The organism is Mariniluteicoccus endophyticus (assembly GCF_054780035.1).
On record NZ_BAAGXC010000013.1, the window covers coordinates 15,965 to 32,337 of the forward strand.

Below are 16,373 nucleotides of genomic sequence, written 5' to 3' on the forward strand. Positions count from 1 at the left end.
GTGCCATGTCTCTCACCCGTGACCGTCTGGTCGTGACCGCGGCAGCCCTGGTCTGGGTCGTCGGCACGGCGTTCGGGTTGGGCCTGATCGGGACGCGCGTGGCCGAGCAGGGCCGCGGGTTGTTCAGCGACCACGCGACGCTCATCGCGCCCCACGGGCCGGCGTTCTCGATCTGGTCGGTGATCTATCTCGGGCTGGCCGGGTATGTGGTGTGGCAGTGGCTGCCCGCGGCGGGGCGCTCGCGCTGGGCAGAGCGTACGCGGATCCCCGCCGCGGCCACGCTGGCCCTGAACGGGGTGTGGCTGCTCGTGACGCAGGCCCAGTGGATCTGGGGGAGCGTCGTCGTGATCGCGCTGCTCGTGGCGGCGTTGGGGTGGCTGTTCCGGCGCGTGCGCGACCTGGAGCCGGGCGGGCTCGGGGACGCGGTGTGGGTGCGGGTGACGTTCGGGTTGTATCTCGGGTGGTCGTGCGTCGCGACCTGCGCGAACGTGGCGCTGGCGCTCGTCGGGTCGGGCGTAGCCGCGACCGGCGTGCTCGCTGTGGCGCTGACGGTGGCCGTGATCGCGGTGGTCGTCGGCATCGCGGGGGTGACCGTCGCCCGCCTGCTGGTCCACCGCGCGAGTGCCATCGCGTTCGGGGCTGCCGCCGCATGGGGCCTGGCGTGGGTGGCGGTCGGCCGTTTCACCGGCGAGCTGCGGTCCCCGGTCGTCGGCGGCGTCGCCGCGGCGGCTGCGGTCGTGGTGGTCTTCCTCGCGATCGCGCGTCGGGGTCGGCGTTCGGCCTGAGTCCGGTCCGCGTCGGTGTCGCAGGAACAGGTCTGGAGACTGGTCCAGGGGTGCGACCGGGTTCGGGGCACACGTCTCAGACGCTCGTGCTGGAGGTCAGTGGCCGGTGTTGGCCAGGCCGCCGTCAGTTCTTGCCGGGCCGGCGTCGGCGTACGACGAGGAATCCGACGATCAGCCCGACGAGCGTCACCACGCCGAGGCCGATCGCGGCGATCAGGACGACGTTCGGGCCGCGGGGCGCGGGGTTCGGAAGGGCCTGCGTACGCGGCGGCCCGAGGACGCGCTGGGCCTCCTCTTCGGTCATGAGGCTGCACCAGGTGGCCTGCAGGGGTGCGATGCCGGCGGTGTCGCCCCGTGTGGGGTAGCCGACGATCATGGCCACGGTTCCTTCTTTCCAGCGGCCGAGCCCGCAGGCGGTGGTGGCCTGGTTGGTGACGATGGTGGTGGGTTCGAGGCCCGGCCCCTTGTACAGGGCTTCGGGGTCGACGCTGAACACGGCGTACTGTCCGCCGACCTGCGTCACGCGGTCGACGCGCACCTTGGCCACATAGGCGGCCGAACGCGCGGCGCGTTCCGGGTCGGGCGGCATGCAGCTGCATGCCGACGCCGGGCAGGCGGTGGACACCGACTGTGCGGTCAGCAGCGCGAGCGCGGCCAGGATCAGCGCCAGGCGGTTCCAGAGGCAGGTGCGGGGCATGGGAACCATGGTCCGATGTGAACGGGTCAGAGGCGCTTGCGGCCGAGTCGAGGAGCTACCCCCGCCCCTTCGAGACGATCCCGACGACTCTCTCACTAGCAGCTGTCGAGAATGTCCGAGGCTTCAGCCGATTGCTGGTGGCGGGTAGGAGTCCCAACCCTCGTTGGCGGGTCTGGCCTCTGGGCCGTCTCCCGTGAGCGTCTTGATGTACTGGTCGAGGTAGGGCAGTGAGAACTCCACGTAGCCGCGGCCGGCCTGCTGGACGTAGCCGCTCTTGATGAGGCGCTGCTTGTAGACCTGCACGTACTGGTCGGACTCGCCCATGCGCTGCACGATGTCGGCCATCTTCGACCGGCCCTCGTCGATCGACATGGCTCGCAGGAAGTCCTTGTCGCGCTCGGAGAGGTCGTCGAAGACGCGGCTGATCACGCGGTCGACGACCGCCTTGATGGCGCGGTCGAGGGCGAAGTCCGCGTCGGCCAGGGTGACCGTGGGTGAGCCGGGCGTGTGACGCCAGGCGTAATCGCCGGCCAGCTGGATGAGATAGGGGTAGCCCTGCGCGATCTGAGTGAGCCGGTCGAGGGCCGCATCGTCGGTGGTTCGGCCACCGAACTCGATCGTCTCTTGGAGCACGCGCCGGGTCGTTGACGCGGGTAAGCGCCGGAAGTCGAGGGGGCGTGAACGGCGCAAGAACGTGAGGGTGCGCTGCTTCATCAGCTCGTCGAGATCCACGCCGATTCCGGCGAAGGCCACCATGAGCACCGCGCCGGCGTTGATGGCGTGCTGGACCTCCAGCGCGAACCGTGTCAGCTCCTGCAGGTGGGCGCGTGAACTGGTGACTTCGTCAATGGTGATGAGTACGCCACCCCGCGTACCAAGGGCCGCGGACAGGTCGATGAGCTGGTGGCGCAGGAGAGGGACGACGGGGCGCTCGGTGATCTCCATCTCGGCCTTCACCTGGGCGACCTGAACCGCCTTGAGCCGGAACTCCGACGAGCCCTCCAACTGGTTCAGGATACGCGGGATGGTGCTCTTCGAGACACGCTCCACGAGGCCCTCGCTCGCGTCGTCGGCGATGACCGCCCAGCCGCGCTCAGTGGCGCGCTCCTGGAGGACGCTCAGCATCGAGGTCTTACCCGCTCCGCGCAGCCCCGAGATGAGCAGGGCCTGGTTCTCGCCCAAGTCGTGGGTCTCCAGAGCGCGGGTGAGGTCTGTGAGAGCCTGTTCGTGGCCGCCGAACACCGCCGGCCGTCGGCCGAACCCCGGGTTGAAAGGGCTGGGTTCGTAGTCGCGCATATGACGACCCCCCCGTTTGTAGAACTCGCTGTGTTTTTTAGATTTTATAGTCTGCCGAAGGTCCACCAGTTCGTCCAACCAGCTGGTGCCACGTCGGGTGGTCAACCAGTACGCCAGGTGCTGTCCTTCGAACGTGGCTGAGAATGAGAAGCCGAGCATCGGGGTTAGATCTTCATGCGCCACGCGTCGAATCGCGCCATCATGGCGTTCAGATCACGACCTGCTGCGGCGTACGCACTCATCAGGTCGAAGGGCTCGAACGACTCGAACGCACCCCGGCGCCACACACTCGCCCCACTGATTTCGAACATGAGCTCAGGCCGCTCGTTGACCATGAGAAACCAGAACCGATAGCCGCCCTGACCGAAGAAGTCGTCTGGACGGTCTGCGCGGATGCGAGGTGGGAGCGAGGCGAAGTCGGCGAAAAGGTCTTCACGAGGGCCTGCATCTTCGTCAGGGACATCCAAGAACCCGTTGAGGAGCTTCACTTCACCGACCTTGAGGAAGTTGCGTGCCATGAGTTCGGCGAGCACTCGATACGTCAGCGTGCGGGGCGTCGTCAATGGCATCGACGACGGTGCTGAGAGGCCCAGTGCGGATTCCACCTCATGAACGAACCGCTTGGGTTCGCTGTGCAGATATTCGAGCGGGTCCCAGCGGCGATGCCCGTCGCGGCTCATTGGAACAAAGGCATGGATGGATCCCTCGAGGTTGTAGCGGAGGCACCACCGGTTCTCCACGGGATGGACAACAAGCTCGTCATACATGCCGCCGCCTGCGTGCTGTTCCGTGATCCATAGGTCGAGGTGGCGCCGAACGAGTTCGGTGCACAGACGCCAAGCTGCCGCTTGGTTGACGGATGGAGCATCTTCGATCCTCTCGGGTGCGGGAGCGTCGGGGTACCGGGGCCGATTCAGATCATCCCAACTTTGAGCACAGGTCCGACACGGCCTTCACATCCTCCAGCCAGTCGTTCACCTCAGGCGGTGTGGGCGTCAGCTCGTACGCGGGCAGATGACACGCGTACGACAGTTCCTCCCACGCCCTCACTGCCCGCCCGGGAACCGCCGTGCCGTCGAAGATGACCAGCAGGATCGCAAGCTTGCTCCGTGTGGAGGCGTGGCCAGCGCTCGGGTCGATGAGATCGATGAGCTGGTCGACCATCAGCTCCAGCCCCTGCCGGGCCAACCAACAGGCCATGTAGAGGTAGCGAGGGTCGCCGCTGTCGACCATCTGGCGCGCGACCTTGAGGTACGCATCGTGCTCAGCCATCGGACTTCCTGAGGTCCTTCACGGTCTGGTGCACATCGGAGAACACCTTCTCCAGGGCGTCAGGAGACTGCCCGGAGTGCATCCCCTCGTTGCACGCCTCGATCGCGGGCTTGCGGTGGGGGTGGTCCCAGGAGAACCACTGGAAGCAGTCGTCCACACCGGCCGCGAGGGCCACCCTGTCCTTCGTGCGCTTCGCCTTCTCCCAGCGCTCCTCGACGGCTTCCGGCGACAGCCCTCCGCCGAGCCCGTTGCGGAACCACGCGTCACGGGCCGCGGCCTCGATGGCCATGCGGAACAGGCCGCTCGCGACCTTCGACTTCAGCGCGGGATTCACCTTCTTGTCCTTGAGGAGGGCGCCCGCCTCGGACAGATACCGACCAGCCGCGTCGCCCGACGGTTTGATGGTGACCGCCGACTTGCCTCCTCGCTCGACGGTGAGCAGGCGGATACTGGCGGTGGGATCGCCCATCCGGCGACGTGCCGCCGCTGCGAGCCGGTCGTCATGGGAGAACACGACGACCTGACGCGTCTGTGCCAGGTCGAGCAGGACGCTGAGCAGGCCCTCGACCTTGGCGGGGTCCATGGCCTGGACCGGGTCGTCCAGCACCACGAACCGGAACGGACTGGCGTCGGACGCCGCGCGGGGCAGGAACAGGGCGAGTGCCAGCGCGTGCAGCTCACCCTGGCTCATGACCTGCAGGGCGCCCGCCTGTGCACCGTCGACTTCCGCGGGGATCTCCAGCTTGGTCGCTGACAGCTTGAGGTCGCCGAGGGACACGTTGCTCTCGTGGCGCAGCTGGGCCCACATGGCCTGCGCCTTCTCGCGGATTGGCGCCAGTTGCAGCTCGCGCGCCTCGGCTGTGGTCGTCCGCAGCAGCTTCTGGGCGGCGGTGATCCGGGCCCGCCGGTCGAACTCGTCGCAGTACCGGTCGAACGCGTCCAGCCACCGCAGCACGGCCTGGGCGACCGGGGCCCAGTCGTCGCGGCGGCGCAGCGCCTCGGCCTCGGCCTCGGCGCGCCACGCTTCGGTGGCGGTGCGGACGGAGTCAAGGTGGGTCTCGACGTGATGGGCGGCCTCCGCGTGGTCGGCCGGCAGCTGTGCCCACGTCGCCCATGCGTCCCGGGCGGGCTGCTGCGCGGTGAGGTCGACCGCGGTCTGGCTCAGCTGGCCAGGCCGGCCACCGACCAGTCCTTCGAGGGCCGTACGCGCCGCCCGCAGCTCGTTCTCGGCCTCGGACAGCTCGTGGGCCGCCGACGCGCTGCTGTCCAGGGTCTCGCGGGTGCTGGCCAGCCAGTCGGCGTCGAGCACACCGGTTCCACAGACGGGGCAGGCTGGGTCGTCTCCCAAGACCGCGTGCAGGTCGAGCGCGCGCCGCAGCAGGTCCTGCCTGTGCTGGTCGAGGGTCTCGGCGCGATCGGTGACGGCGGCGTACGCGTCGGCGGCGGCGCGAAGCCGCTGCGTACGCGCCGTGACGTCGTCGGCTGAGGGTGCGCGGACGTCGGCGATCTGGGTCAGCACGGCGACACCGCCCGCCACCGGGGCGGTCGTGTCGAGACTGCGGAACGCGCCAACGTCGGCGGTCGGAGTGATGCGCTTGGGCAGCGCGTCGCGCAGGGCGGCGGCGCGCTCATCGCCGGAGGCTTCCAGGAGTTCGCGGAGGGCGGCGCGGGCATTCTTCTCGTCGCCGGTGGCTCCGTCGGTCTGCTTGGCCACGGTGTTGAGCGCCTCGGCTGCGGCCGTCAGCTGCTGGAGTCCGAGGCCCCGCTCGAACGCCTGCGCGGTGGTCTTCTGGTTGGCCTTGAGGAGTGACTGGCCGAGTTCCTCGTAGGAGAGCATCGGCCGGAACACCTCGATCGCGCTGTCCCAGCCGAGCGAGGAGAAATCGGCAGTCTGGCCGACCGATTCGACCGAGCGGGTCAGTGCCGCCTTGTCGGTCGCGCCCGGGGCCCACGCGACGTCGATCGTGCAGTCCTGGTCGTCTCTGGTGAGGCGCAGCGAGATGTTCGGCTCGGCGTTGGTGTGGAGGTTGCGCCACGCGGGGTCGAACTGTGTGCTGGTCCGGTCGTTGCCCCACCGATAGGTACGCCCTGTCAGCGCGACCTCGAGCCCCTCCGCGAGGGACGACTTGCCCGACCCGTTGCGGCCGCTGACGACGGTGAGGCCCGGCCCGGCGGGAAAATAGAGCGTGGTGGTGGGGCCGACGCCGCGGAAGGCGGTGACGGTGAGGGACTTGAGCCAGGTGGGAGGGTGTTCGGTGGGGCTGGCGGAGACACCCGAGATGGGGGCGCGCGTGTGACCGTCCAAGTAGGCGGTGACGGCTGCAGGGCCGTCGAAGGCGGCGAGGGCCAGGACGCCTGGGTCTCCTTCCTCGACGGCTCGGCTGATCACCCATGTGAGGATGTCGGCGTTCTCTCTTGGTGCCACGGCGCCTCCTGCTTGCTGGGTCTGGGCTCGATCGGTGGTCGTCTACTGAGTGATGCTGGCTTGGGAACCGCGGCTGCCGAGCTGACCACGAAGGGTTCCGGGCGACGCCGTCAGCGCCAAGCTCATTCCATCGGCATCGATCGATACCTGGGGCTCGGAGCCCAGTGCGCGCGTGATCACTCCGCTCGTGGCGATCCAGGCTGAATGCAGCAGCTTCACGCGCGAAACTTCAGTGGGAAGCGTGACCAATTCTCTGTGGAGGTCGAACCGGTCCGTGGTCTTGCTCTCGAACAGCCTCGGCCGGGGGAGGGTCTGGGTGAGGACTCCCACCAGGCGTTCTATGAAGCCCTGTTGCTCAGGGGACTCATCTTCCACTCGAAGTGCGAGTCCGGTGCTGGGGAAGAGCCGGGTCAGGAAACCGGACGCGGGGCCGGTGCTCTCAGCTAGTGCGGCGATCGGGTCGAGGTCGCCGTTCTTTCGCCCGCGATCTCCCCATTCGACGGTGGGCTCACTGGCGAGTTCACGGATGAACTCGAGGTTCAACTTTCGTTCCGGCAACGAGGCGCGCACGACGGCGTCGATGTCTTCGGTTTCCGCGAGTTCCTCGAACTGTTCGAGCATCAATGAGCGAAAAGCACGAAGGGTGTCTTGAACGCTGGCGATCTCGAACAGAATGGACTGGGGAACGGCAACCCGCTTGCTGGAGGACATGGCGTTCACGAGGCCGCTGGATTCGCGTGCCAAGTATTCGGTGACCCTGAGGTCGAGCTGGTCTCCCTCGCGGTGGATCTCACCCCACCGGGTCAGCATGTCGGCGAGCCACTGGACTCGTCTTTCCTCATGAGCTGCTTCGGCGATCAGACGCTCCTGACGGGTCTCATACCACAGGCCGATGTTGCTGGCCGTGTTGAGCACCCCCTGGATGACCTGCAGGGGTGGTGGTCCGATGGGCGGAGCGGGCCGAGGAGACGGTGTAGTCGCCGGCGTCGGCGCGCCGGGGCTGGCTGCTTCGGGAGTCAGGTCGGGAATCCAGCGTATGCCGTGTGAGGTATACAGAATCTGCCAGCGTTCGCCGTTGTCTTTGATGACGTTATAGACGCGCTTGATGTCATCCGCGGGAGTGCTCATGAATCGTACCGTTCCTACTCGTTCTTGCTCGCGCTCGAGTATCCCGGCGCCAACACTTCCATCTGTTCCAACACCAGTTTCACCGCCTCCGGCTGCTTGTCCGGCGGGTACTTGTACTGGCGCAGCAGTCGCTTGATCGCCGTACGCAGCTTCGCCTGGACGTCAGCTCGGCGGGTCCAGTCCGTACGCGTGTCCCGCTTCTTGACGTCGACCAGTTCGCGCGCGATCTGGGCCAAGACGTCTTCGCCCTGTTGCAGCACCGCGGAATCGTTCTGGCTCACGGCGTCGAAGAACGCCAATTCGTCGTGGGACAGGGGCGGGTCGAAGCGCTTTCCGCGCTCGGCCTCGGCGACCACTTCCTCGGCCAGCTTGGCCAATTCCGCGAGCACCTCGGCAGCGGTCAGCAGCTGGTTCGTGTACCTGTTCATCAGCTCGCCGACGCGTTCGCTGAAGGCCTTGCGGCGTACCACGTTGTTGGTGGTCGACCGCGTGGCTTCGGCGAGCAGCATGTCCCGGAGTGCCTCGATGGCCAGGTGCACGTTGTCGGACTTGGCCGCGTCCTCGAAGGCCTTGGTGGTGAGCCCGCGCAGGTCCGGCAGGGAGATGCCGGCGGTCCGATAGATGTCGGTGACTTCGCCTGCGGCGGTGGCCTCGGCGACTGCCCCCTTGAGGACGCGCGCGATCTCGTCGGCGATCGGCTCCCCGTTGGCCCGGCGGTCCGCGGCGTCATACTTCGCCATCCAGACCCGGACCTCCTCGTAGAACTTGATCTCGCCGCGAAGGTCGGCAAGGGTCTCCGATCCCGATGCCAGTGACCACATGCGTCCGAGCTGGGATGACAGCGTCCGGTAGCGATCGGCCAGGGTGTCTGCGCCCTCGGGGACCCGGTTGCCCGGAGTCAGAGGTGATCGGAGGTAGTTGACGGCCCCGCCCACCGCCTTGAGGGCCTTGTCCTTGGCGTTGCTCAGCATGATGGACCGCCAGTCGAAGCCCTTGAGTAGGCCGCGCAGGGCCCCGACCAGTTCGCGCGTGAGAGCGGCCGCTTCGTCGAGGTTGCGCCCCATCGGCTTGTGCTGCTGATCGCTGGGCGAGTACTCCTTGAGCGCTTCGCTCAGGTTGTCGGCCAGGGGCGCGTACCCCACCATGAGGCCGTCCTGCTTGCCGCGGAAGGTGCGGTTCACTCGCGCCAGGGTCTGCATGAGCAGGGCGCCCTTCATCGGCCGGTCCAGGAACAGGGTGTGCAGCGGCGGGGCGTCGAAGCCGGTGAGCATCATGTCCTTGACGATGACCAGCTCGAGCTCGTCGTCGACATCCTTGAGCCGGTTCTTGATGACCTTGTTCTCGGACTCGCGGCGGACGTGGTCGCGGATCGGCGGCTCGTCGGAGGCGCTGCCGGAATAGACGACCTTGATGACGCCCGCGTTGATGTCGTCGGAGTGCCACTGGGGGCGCAGGGCGACGATCTCGGCGTACAGGTTGGCGCAGATCGTACGCGTGGCGCAGACGATCATGGCCTTGCCGTGCGGTTCGGCAGTGTCGGCGGGGTCGGTGGGCTGCAGCGCCTCGGCCATGGCGGTACGCCGGATCTCCCACTGCTCGACGATGTCGGCGGCCAGCGCCTTGAGACGCGCGGGTGCGCCGTACACGGCGTTGATGACGGCCACGGACTTCTCGACACGGGCGCGCTCGGCGTCGTCGAGGCCCCGGGTCTGCTCGTCGGCGATCGCGTCGAGGTCGGCCTCGGTGACGTCGTCGGCGAGCTTGACCTGGACGATGCGCGGCTGGAAGTACACGGGAACCGTGGCCCCGTCGGCGACGGCGCGACTGAGGTCGTAGACGTCGATGTAGTCGCCGAAGACCTGACGCGTGTTGCGCTCGGTCTCGCTGACCGGCGTACCGGTGAAGGCGATCAAGGTGGCGTGGGGGAGGGCGTGCTTGAGGTGGGCGGCGTACCCGTCGAGATCGTCGTAGTGGCTGCGGTGGGCCTCGTCGACGATCACGATGACGTTGCGGCGGTCGGTGAGCTCGGGGTGGTCGAGGCCGGCATCGCGTTCGTCCTTGTCGCGGCCGAACTTCTGCAGAGTGGTGAACAGGATGCCGCCGCTGTTCCGGTTGGCGAGCTCGTCGCGCAACTGGCTGCGCCGGCGGACCTGCAGCGGCTCCTCGGCGAGCAGTGTTGACCGCTTGAAGGTCTCGTACAGCTGGCCGTCTAGCTCGTTGCGGTCGGTGATGACGACGATGGTGGGGTTGAGCAGCGTGGGGTGGGTGACGATGAGGTTGGCGTACAGCTCCATCCCCATCGACTTGCCGGAGCCCTGGGTGTGCCAGACGACGCCGGCCTTCCCGTTGGAGGCCACGGCGCGCAGGGTGCTGTCCACGGCCTTGCGGACGGCGAAGTACTGGTGGGGCTTGGCGATGCGCTTCACCAGGCCGGTGTCGGTGGTGTCGAAGGCCGTGAAGTGCTGGACGATGTCGCCGAACCTCTCTTGGGCCAGCAGTCCGAAGGTGAGGATCTCGAGCTGGGGGTGTTCGGCGTCGGTGGACACCGGGACGCCCTGCTCGTCGACGTTCCACGGTGAGTAGTGGTTGAGCGGGGTGAACGGAGTGCCGTACTGGGCTTCGATCCCGTCGCTGATCACGGTGGCGACGACGGTGCGGAAGGCCATGGGGAACTCGTGGAGGTAGGTGCCGATCTGGGCGTGGGCCTTCGCGATGGTGGCGTTCTGGCTGCCGGCCTTCTTGAGCTCGACGATCACGAGCGGCAGCCCGTTGACGTAGAGCACGACGTCGAGCCGTCGGCGGTGCTGGCTGTCGACGAGGCGGGCCTGCTGCACGGCCAGGTAGTGGTTCTCGCCGGGATCGTTCGAGAGTAGACGGAGGGTCGGCGTCTGTTCCTGCCCTGCCGCGTCGACATACGTCAGGCCGCGGAACCCGTGGGCCAAGAACGCGTGGAAGTCCTTGTTCTCGGCGAGCGCGTCCTGCGACTTGGGCTGGAGGATGTCGGCCTTGGCCTGGAGGAGGTGCTGGTCGGGTACGCCGGGGTTGAGCCGCCGCATGGCTCGCAGGAGGTCGTCGTGGTGGACGAGGTCGGCCAGATTGGCGCGCTGGGTCTCGAAGTCGCCGCCCTTGCCCGTGTGCCAGGCGAGCTCGCCCAGCCATTCGAGCATGGCGGCCTCCCACTCGGACTCGTCGATCATCACAGCACCTCTTCGGCTTGTTTGATGGCGTCGCGTACGCGGAGGCGCCCGTCCATGAGAGCTGGGAGGAGAGTGTCGCGGAGCTTGGCAAGTTTCACGGCTTCGTCTGTCGCCGCACGAAACCGCTCGACGAGGGGTCCGATCTTTCGCTCAACGTCTTCTACTTGGGCGGCGGCGGGTCGCCGCACGGTCAACTTCTTGAGGTTGCCCATCGACAACTTGGGCTGCACGGCCCCCGTGATTGCGTGACTGACGTCAAGTTCTCGCATGAGGATGAACAGGAGCTCGGTGCTCATCCCCTTTCCCGTGACCACGTGGGCATGATTATTCACCCAACACGGTCCCCAAACGTGATGAACGACCGCCTTCCCTGCAGCGTCCGCCACGCTGCCGTCCTCCCCGATAAGGACAATCGGCATGTTGAAGAGCGCGTGATCCACGTGGTCGAGACACCCGTTGGCTCCCCAGTATGGAATGGGCCCCTGTCGAGCCGTACGCTGTGATGCTGATAGCGGCTTACGCTCGTTGTTATGGAAGTCTGCTATCTCCTCGACAACTGCAACCTGGCCCGAGGCGCATGCTTCGAGAACGATCGCACGGGCGAGGGCTTTGATTGCCTCGGACAGATGTCGGTTGGCGGCGATCTTGTCGTCCAAGGCGCCCAAGACCTCGGCGATGGCTTCCTGTTCGGCAAGCGGGGGAACAGGGACCAACAGTTCCTCGATCATCGCCTTCGTGAGTGCCTTTCTTGTGCCCCCGGCGGAGATGCTGAGGAGATGCTGCTTCATCGAGGGTTCGACGAGTGCTCTTTGGAGGAATCGTCCGTTCAAACGTCGGCCGCACCGAATGATGGCCACGTGCTGATTGACTCGCGCGGGGAGCCAGGTCGCGGGGGCGAAGGCGCAACGCGCAACCGAATCGCCGGTGATGTTGAGTAGGACATCTTCCTCTTCGACGGCCGAACCCCGCATCTGATCTGCCAATTCGGGACCAACAAAAACGAGGCCTTCATCAGTCATCCCGTTGTCCAAGACGTTCTGTGAACGGATCAACGCGGTGCCCGCCGTTTTGTAGACCGAGGCGCCGCCTCGCGGTGTTATCCCCGAGCCGATCTTGAGAGTGAGTTCACCCAGCGGGAACCGAGGGAACATCAGAGCCTCCCCAACTGCTCGCGTACCACCCGCGTAAGGCGCTCGGATTCACGGAACTGCTCTTCTAGCTCGGCCGCCAGTCGTGCCACCTTCTTCTCCAGCGGTTCGGCGTCCTCCGCGGCGGCGGCCATGCCCACGTATCGGCCCGGCATCAGCGCATACTGCGCCTCCTTGATCTCCGCCAGGGGAACCGACCGGCAGAAGCCGGGGACGTCGGCGTACTCCTCGTCTCGCTGCGATCTCTGGGCGTCCGAGGAGTCGTCGGTGAGCGTCACGTCGACCGTGCCGATGTCGAGACGTTCCATTCCGCGCCAGGCGTGATAGGTGTCAGCGATCCTGTGGATGTCGTCGTCCGAGAACGCCCGCTCCGCACGGGTCACCATGTGACCCAGGCTGCGGGCGTCGATGAACAACACCTCGCCGCGGCGGTCGACCGAACCGCCCTTCCCCGCCGACTTGTCCTTCGCGAAGAACCACAGGCACACCGGGATGCCCGTCGAGCGGAAGAGCTTCTCGGGCAGGGCGATCATGCACGCCACCAGGTCGTTCTCCACCAGCTGCGCACGGATCAGGCCCTCACCCCCGCTGTTCGAGGTCATCGAGCCGTTCGCCATGACCACGCCCGCCGTGCCGCCGGGCGCCAGCTTCGACACGATGTGCTGCAGCCACGCGTAGTTAGAGTTGTTCACCGGCGGGACGCCGTACGCCCAGCGGGCGTCGTCCTCGCGGCGGTGCCAGTCCTTGAGGTTGAACGGCGGGTTCGCCATCACGTAGTCCATCTGCGTGCCCGCGTGGTAGTCGAGCACGAAGGTGTCACCCCACCGCGGCCCCAGGTTGCCGTTCAGACCGTGGATCGCGAGGTTCATCTTCGCCATGCGCCACGTGCTCTCGACGTTCTCCTGCCCATACACGGAGAGGTTCGACGGGTCCTCCGCGTGGGCGGCAAGGAACTTCTCGGCCTGCACGAACATGCCGCCCGATCCGCAGCAGGGGTCATACACGCGGCCCTTCTTCGGCTGCAGCATCTCCACGATCACGCGCACCACGCTCGCCGGCGTGTAGAACTCCCCGCCCCGGCGCCCCTCGGCGAGGGCGAACTTGGCGAGGAAATACTCGTAGACCTCGCCCAGCAGGTCGCGGGCCTTCGACGCCCCGTCACCGGTGAAGCGCATCGAGTTGAGCAGGTCGAGCAGTTCCGCCAGGCGGCGCTGGTCGACGTTGTCGCGGTTGAAGAGCCGGGGCAGCGTGCCCTGCAGTGATGGGTTGGCGCTCATCAGCAGGTCCATGGCCTCATTGATGCGCTGACCGATCGTCTTGTCGCCGGTGACCTTCGCGTACTGCACCAGGGTCGTCCACCGCGCGTCGGGATCGACCCAGAAGACGCCCGACCCCGCGTACTCGTCGGGATCCTCCAGCGTCTCCTCGATCTGCTCGGCGTCATACCCCTCCGCCTCCAGCTCGGCGGTGATCGCGTCGCGGCGCTCGGCGAAGGCATCCGAGACGTACTTGAGGAACACCAGCCCCAGGACGACGTCCTTGTACTGCGAGGCGTCCATCGAACCGCGGAGCTTGTCGGCCGCCTTCCACAGCGTGTCCTTCAGCTCCTTGGGCGTCGACGGCGCCAGGGCCTGCTTCTTCGTGCGTGCCATCACTGGCCTTTCGTAGTTGGATGATGGGCGCGGACCGGCTGGACCGCGCCCGTGAGAACGGATCGGGTGACCAGACGGCGGAGCTCCTCGAGCTCAGTCTGCCGCCTGCGGAGATCGGCCGTACAGGAATCGAGTTGCTGCAGGACTGCGTCGGCCATCTCGTGGTTGATCGCCGACAGCGGGACGGGCCAGGTGCGCCACACCCGCTGATCCTCGGGGAGGGCGTTGATGGCTGCAGCGATCGCGGACGGGTGCACGCGGGGGTCGCGGGCGCGGATGACCCGGGCCGGGTACGCCACCGCCGCGGCACCCTCGACATCCACGACCGCGCACGGCCGACCCTGCGTGCTGAACACCACGTCCATGGGCTCCGTCATGCGGAAGCGCGGTGCGGTGCGCATCAGAGCCAGGCGGTCTACCGAGGTGGGGGTGCTTGTGCGGAGGCACTCAGCGGTCCACAGACGCATGCTCCCCTGCGGGAGGCGATCGAGACGCGTCCCCGACAGCAACTTGACGGTCCCCGCCTGGACCGCGTCCCCGAGGCTCAGTTCGCCGGGCGTGTTGTCTGTCCCCAGATCCGGTCGAAAGGGGAATGGGTCCGGGGCCGGCTCCATCAGCGACTCGCGGAGCCGCAGGATTCGCACGGCGTCGTCGGCAGCCGCGTCGGTCCGGGGAAGTGCAACGGTACGCCGGGGAGCCGCCGTCAACGAGAGGTTCTCCGCGACGATCCGGGCGAAGTTCGCCGCGTGCAGCAGGGCGTACGCGTGACCGCGGGATTCCTCGGCGGCTGCAAGCAGATCATCCAGCAGTTGTTGCGCGATGACGCGGGTGAACGGGATGCCCGAAAGGTCAGCGGCCAGGGTCGCGCTGGACTCCGCCAGCGGCCGGGTCAGGACCCAGATCGCGAGCTGCGAGCGACTGCCGCCGCGCGTGAGTCCTGCGGGCAACCGCACAGCTGCCCGGATTACCCGCTCGCGGAGCATGCGATCACGTACGCCCCGCGCGTCACCTGTCACCGGATCGATCAGCAAGGTGGCGGGGCCCACCACCACCGCGGTGGTGTTGGGCGGGAGCTGAAGAACCAGTTGGTCGAGCTCGTCGAGGGCTCGGTCGGCGTCGTCGCCCACTCTGGCCAGCACGACCGCGGCCCCGCGCAGGGGCCAGTCGTCGTCGAGGGCGCACAGGTGGGGTCGGCAGCCGTGGAGCCGGTAGCGACGGAGCGCAGCCCGGTCAGGCGCATCGCGGGTGGGGAGGATGACCCGAGGATGGGAATAGTCCTCATCAGCCAGGATCGCCGCGGCCACCTCGGAACACGACGCGCCCAGGTCGACCAGAGTCCCGTCATCACCCATGAGGGCCTTGCCCAGTGGGGCCAACACGTCGATCAGGTCGAAGCCGAGCCGCTCGTCGTGCCCCGATGCTCCCCGTGCGAGCGCGTCGCTGATCTTCTCGAACGCGTTCCGTGCATGCCAAGCGGCCTCGATCAGGGCATCCGTCTCGGTGGCGAGGGCGGTGTACGCAGAACGAGGGATGGCCGTGACCTCGCGGGCGATGAACTCGTCACCGGGGTCCAGCTCCTCGATCTCGTCGAGCAGATCGTCCAGCGACAGCGCCGACAGCTCCATGTCCAACAAGGCGCGGGCAGCGGCGAGGGTGTGGAGGTGGGTGAGGTGATCGGGGCTGGCCGCCGCAGTGAGGGAGGCGTGGAGCGCGAGGTCAGCCCGGAAGTCGGGGTTCTTTCCCCTCCCGGTGTGCTCGAGCCAGGAGGCCACCATGTCGGCATCGAACCGTCCCGTCCCGTCAGGTTCGGGGAACGGCGAGCCCACAGGACGCTTGCGCCACATCGACACGACGGGGCGCTGAACGTCAGCCAGCCGCGCGATGTCGGCCAGAGAGAGCGTCGTGGCCATGTGGCCTCCTTTCGCTCAACACACTACGGGTCCGCCTGGCGAATCCTGCTGGCAGCAAATGATAAGGGGGGTTATCAGTCTCCAATACGACTTTCGATGGCTCTTCGTGTCACCTTCTAGCTGTCGGTGATCCGCACCGACACAGACACAGGAGCTCAGGCCCATGAAGACCGCCACCACAGTCATCCTCAGCATCGCCGCCTGCGCCGCACTGACCGGCTGCTCCGGCATTGGAGCCACGCCGTCGTCGTCGGTGCCGACCGGGGTGAATCGCCCAGCAGCCACATCGACGGCGCCGGTCGAGCTGCCCTCGTCGGCGCCGGCCACCTCGGCCACGCCCACCCCGACGCCGACCAACTCAGGGATCCAGGAGTTCGGACAGGCGTACGCGTACTCCGATGGACTCACCGTCACGGTGGGGCAGCCGAAGGCCTACAAGCCCTCGGACACTGCGGCTGGAGCCGACCGCTTCCCCAACGCGGTCGTCTTCGACGTCACGGTGGTCAACAAGAGCCAGAAGGCTTGGGACCCCGTGCTCTTCCATGCCACCCTGCAGTCCGCCAACGAGGAGGCGTCCCGGATCTATGACTCGGGAAAGCTGCCGGCCGACCCCTCCACGAAGGTGCTTCCCGGGCGCGAGGTGAAGTTCAAGATGGCCTTCGCCGTGGCTGACACCGGCGACCTGGTCATGCAGGTGCAGCCCGACTTCGAGCACGACGACGTGCTGTTCCAGAAGAAGTGATCGCCATGGGCCATCACGCGTCACGCTGGAACAGGAACGTCTGCGCTGCTACCGGCAAGCGCCGGTTTCGGGACCATCGCGAGGCGGTGGCGGCCCTGTGGGCGGCAGCCAACTCCCGTCA

At 67.2% G+C, this 16,373-nt stretch carries 12 protein-coding genes; 2 read left to right on the forward strand and 10 right to left on the reverse strand.

The features are described 5' to 3' along the window. The first annotated feature begins 5 nt into the window (after nt 1-5). The gene (locus ACYVGD_RS03620; protein WP_460741623.1) at nt 6-785 is read left to right on the forward strand and encodes a TspO/MBR family protein; all 780 of its coding nucleotides are present in this window, start codon (nt 6-8) and stop codon (nt 783-785) included. 124 nt (nt 786-909) lie between these two features. Here the strand turns inward: ACYVGD_RS03620 and ACYVGD_RS03625 are convergent, their stop codons facing one another. The 10 genes from ACYVGD_RS03625 to ACYVGD_RS03670 all read right to left on the reverse strand — a co-directional run bounded on the left by ACYVGD_RS03625 (nt 910) and on the right by ACYVGD_RS03670 (nt 15,225). Further along, complete coding sequence (locus ACYVGD_RS03625) at nt 910-1,482, reverse strand: hypothetical protein (RefSeq protein WP_460741624.1); 573 nt, start codon at nt 1,480-1,482, stop codon at nt 910-912. Between the two features lie 123 nt (nt 1,483-1,605). Beyond that, complete coding sequence (locus ACYVGD_RS03630) at nt 1,606-2,778, reverse strand: ATP-binding protein (protein WP_460741625.1); 1,173 nt, start codon at nt 2,776-2,778, stop codon at nt 1,606-1,608. 164 nt (nt 2,779-2,942) lie between these two features. After that, on the reverse strand, nt 2,943-3,695 hold the full coding sequence (locus ACYVGD_RS03635) for a TY-Chap2 family putative peptide chaperone (RefSeq protein WP_460741752.1): 753 nt from the start codon (nt 3,693-3,695) through the stop codon (nt 2,943-2,945). Between the two features lies 1 nt (nt 3,696). Next, complete coding sequence (locus tag ACYVGD_RS03640) at nt 3,697-4,050, reverse strand: hypothetical protein (protein WP_460741626.1); 354 nt, start codon at nt 4,048-4,050, stop codon at nt 3,697-3,699. Further along, complete coding sequence (locus tag ACYVGD_RS03645) at nt 4,043-6,475, reverse strand: AAA family ATPase (RefSeq protein WP_460741627.1); 2,433 nt, start codon at nt 6,473-6,475, stop codon at nt 4,043-4,045. The genes ACYVGD_RS03640 and ACYVGD_RS03645 overlap by 8 nt, the downstream gene beginning before the upstream one ends. A 42-nt stretch (nt 6,476-6,517) precedes the next feature. Beyond that, nucleotides 6,518-7,603, reverse strand: coding sequence for a hypothetical protein (locus ACYVGD_RS03650; RefSeq protein ID WP_460741628.1), 1,086 nt, complete (start codon nt 7,601-7,603; stop codon nt 6,518-6,520). 14 nt (nt 7,604-7,617) lie between these two features. Beyond that, nucleotides 7,618-10,800, reverse strand: a complete 3,183-nt coding sequence (locus ACYVGD_RS03655; RefSeq protein WP_460741629.1) for a type I restriction endonuclease subunit R — start codon at nt 10,798-10,800, stop codon at nt 7,618-7,620. Next, nucleotides 10,800-11,951, reverse strand: a complete 1,152-nt coding sequence (locus ACYVGD_RS03660) for a restriction endonuclease subunit S (protein WP_460741630.1) — start codon at nt 11,949-11,951, stop codon at nt 10,800-10,802. Before ACYVGD_RS03660 ends, ACYVGD_RS03655 begins: the two co-directional genes overlap by 1 nt. Continuing rightward, the gene (locus ACYVGD_RS03665) at nt 11,951-13,600 is read right to left on the reverse strand and encodes a class I SAM-dependent DNA methyltransferase (protein ID WP_460741631.1); all 1,650 of its coding nucleotides are present in this window, start codon (nt 13,598-13,600) and stop codon (nt 11,951-11,953) included. Before ACYVGD_RS03665 ends, ACYVGD_RS03660 begins: the two co-directional genes overlap by 1 nt. Then, the gene (locus tag ACYVGD_RS03670; protein WP_460741632.1) at nt 13,600-15,225 is read right to left on the reverse strand and encodes a hypothetical protein; all 1,626 of its coding nucleotides are present in this window, start codon (nt 15,223-15,225) and stop codon (nt 13,600-13,602) included. Before ACYVGD_RS03670 ends, ACYVGD_RS03665 begins: the two co-directional genes overlap by 1 nt. A gap of 448 nt (nt 15,226-15,673) precedes the next feature. Here ACYVGD_RS03670 and ACYVGD_RS03675 point away from each other — a divergent pair, with 448 nt between their 5' ends. Further along, nucleotides 15,674-16,252: a hypothetical protein gene (locus ACYVGD_RS03675; protein WP_460741633.1), complete on the forward strand. Its 579-nt coding sequence runs from the start codon at nt 15,674-15,676 to the stop codon at nt 16,250-16,252. The last annotated feature ends 121 nt before the right edge of the window (nt 16,253-16,373 follow it).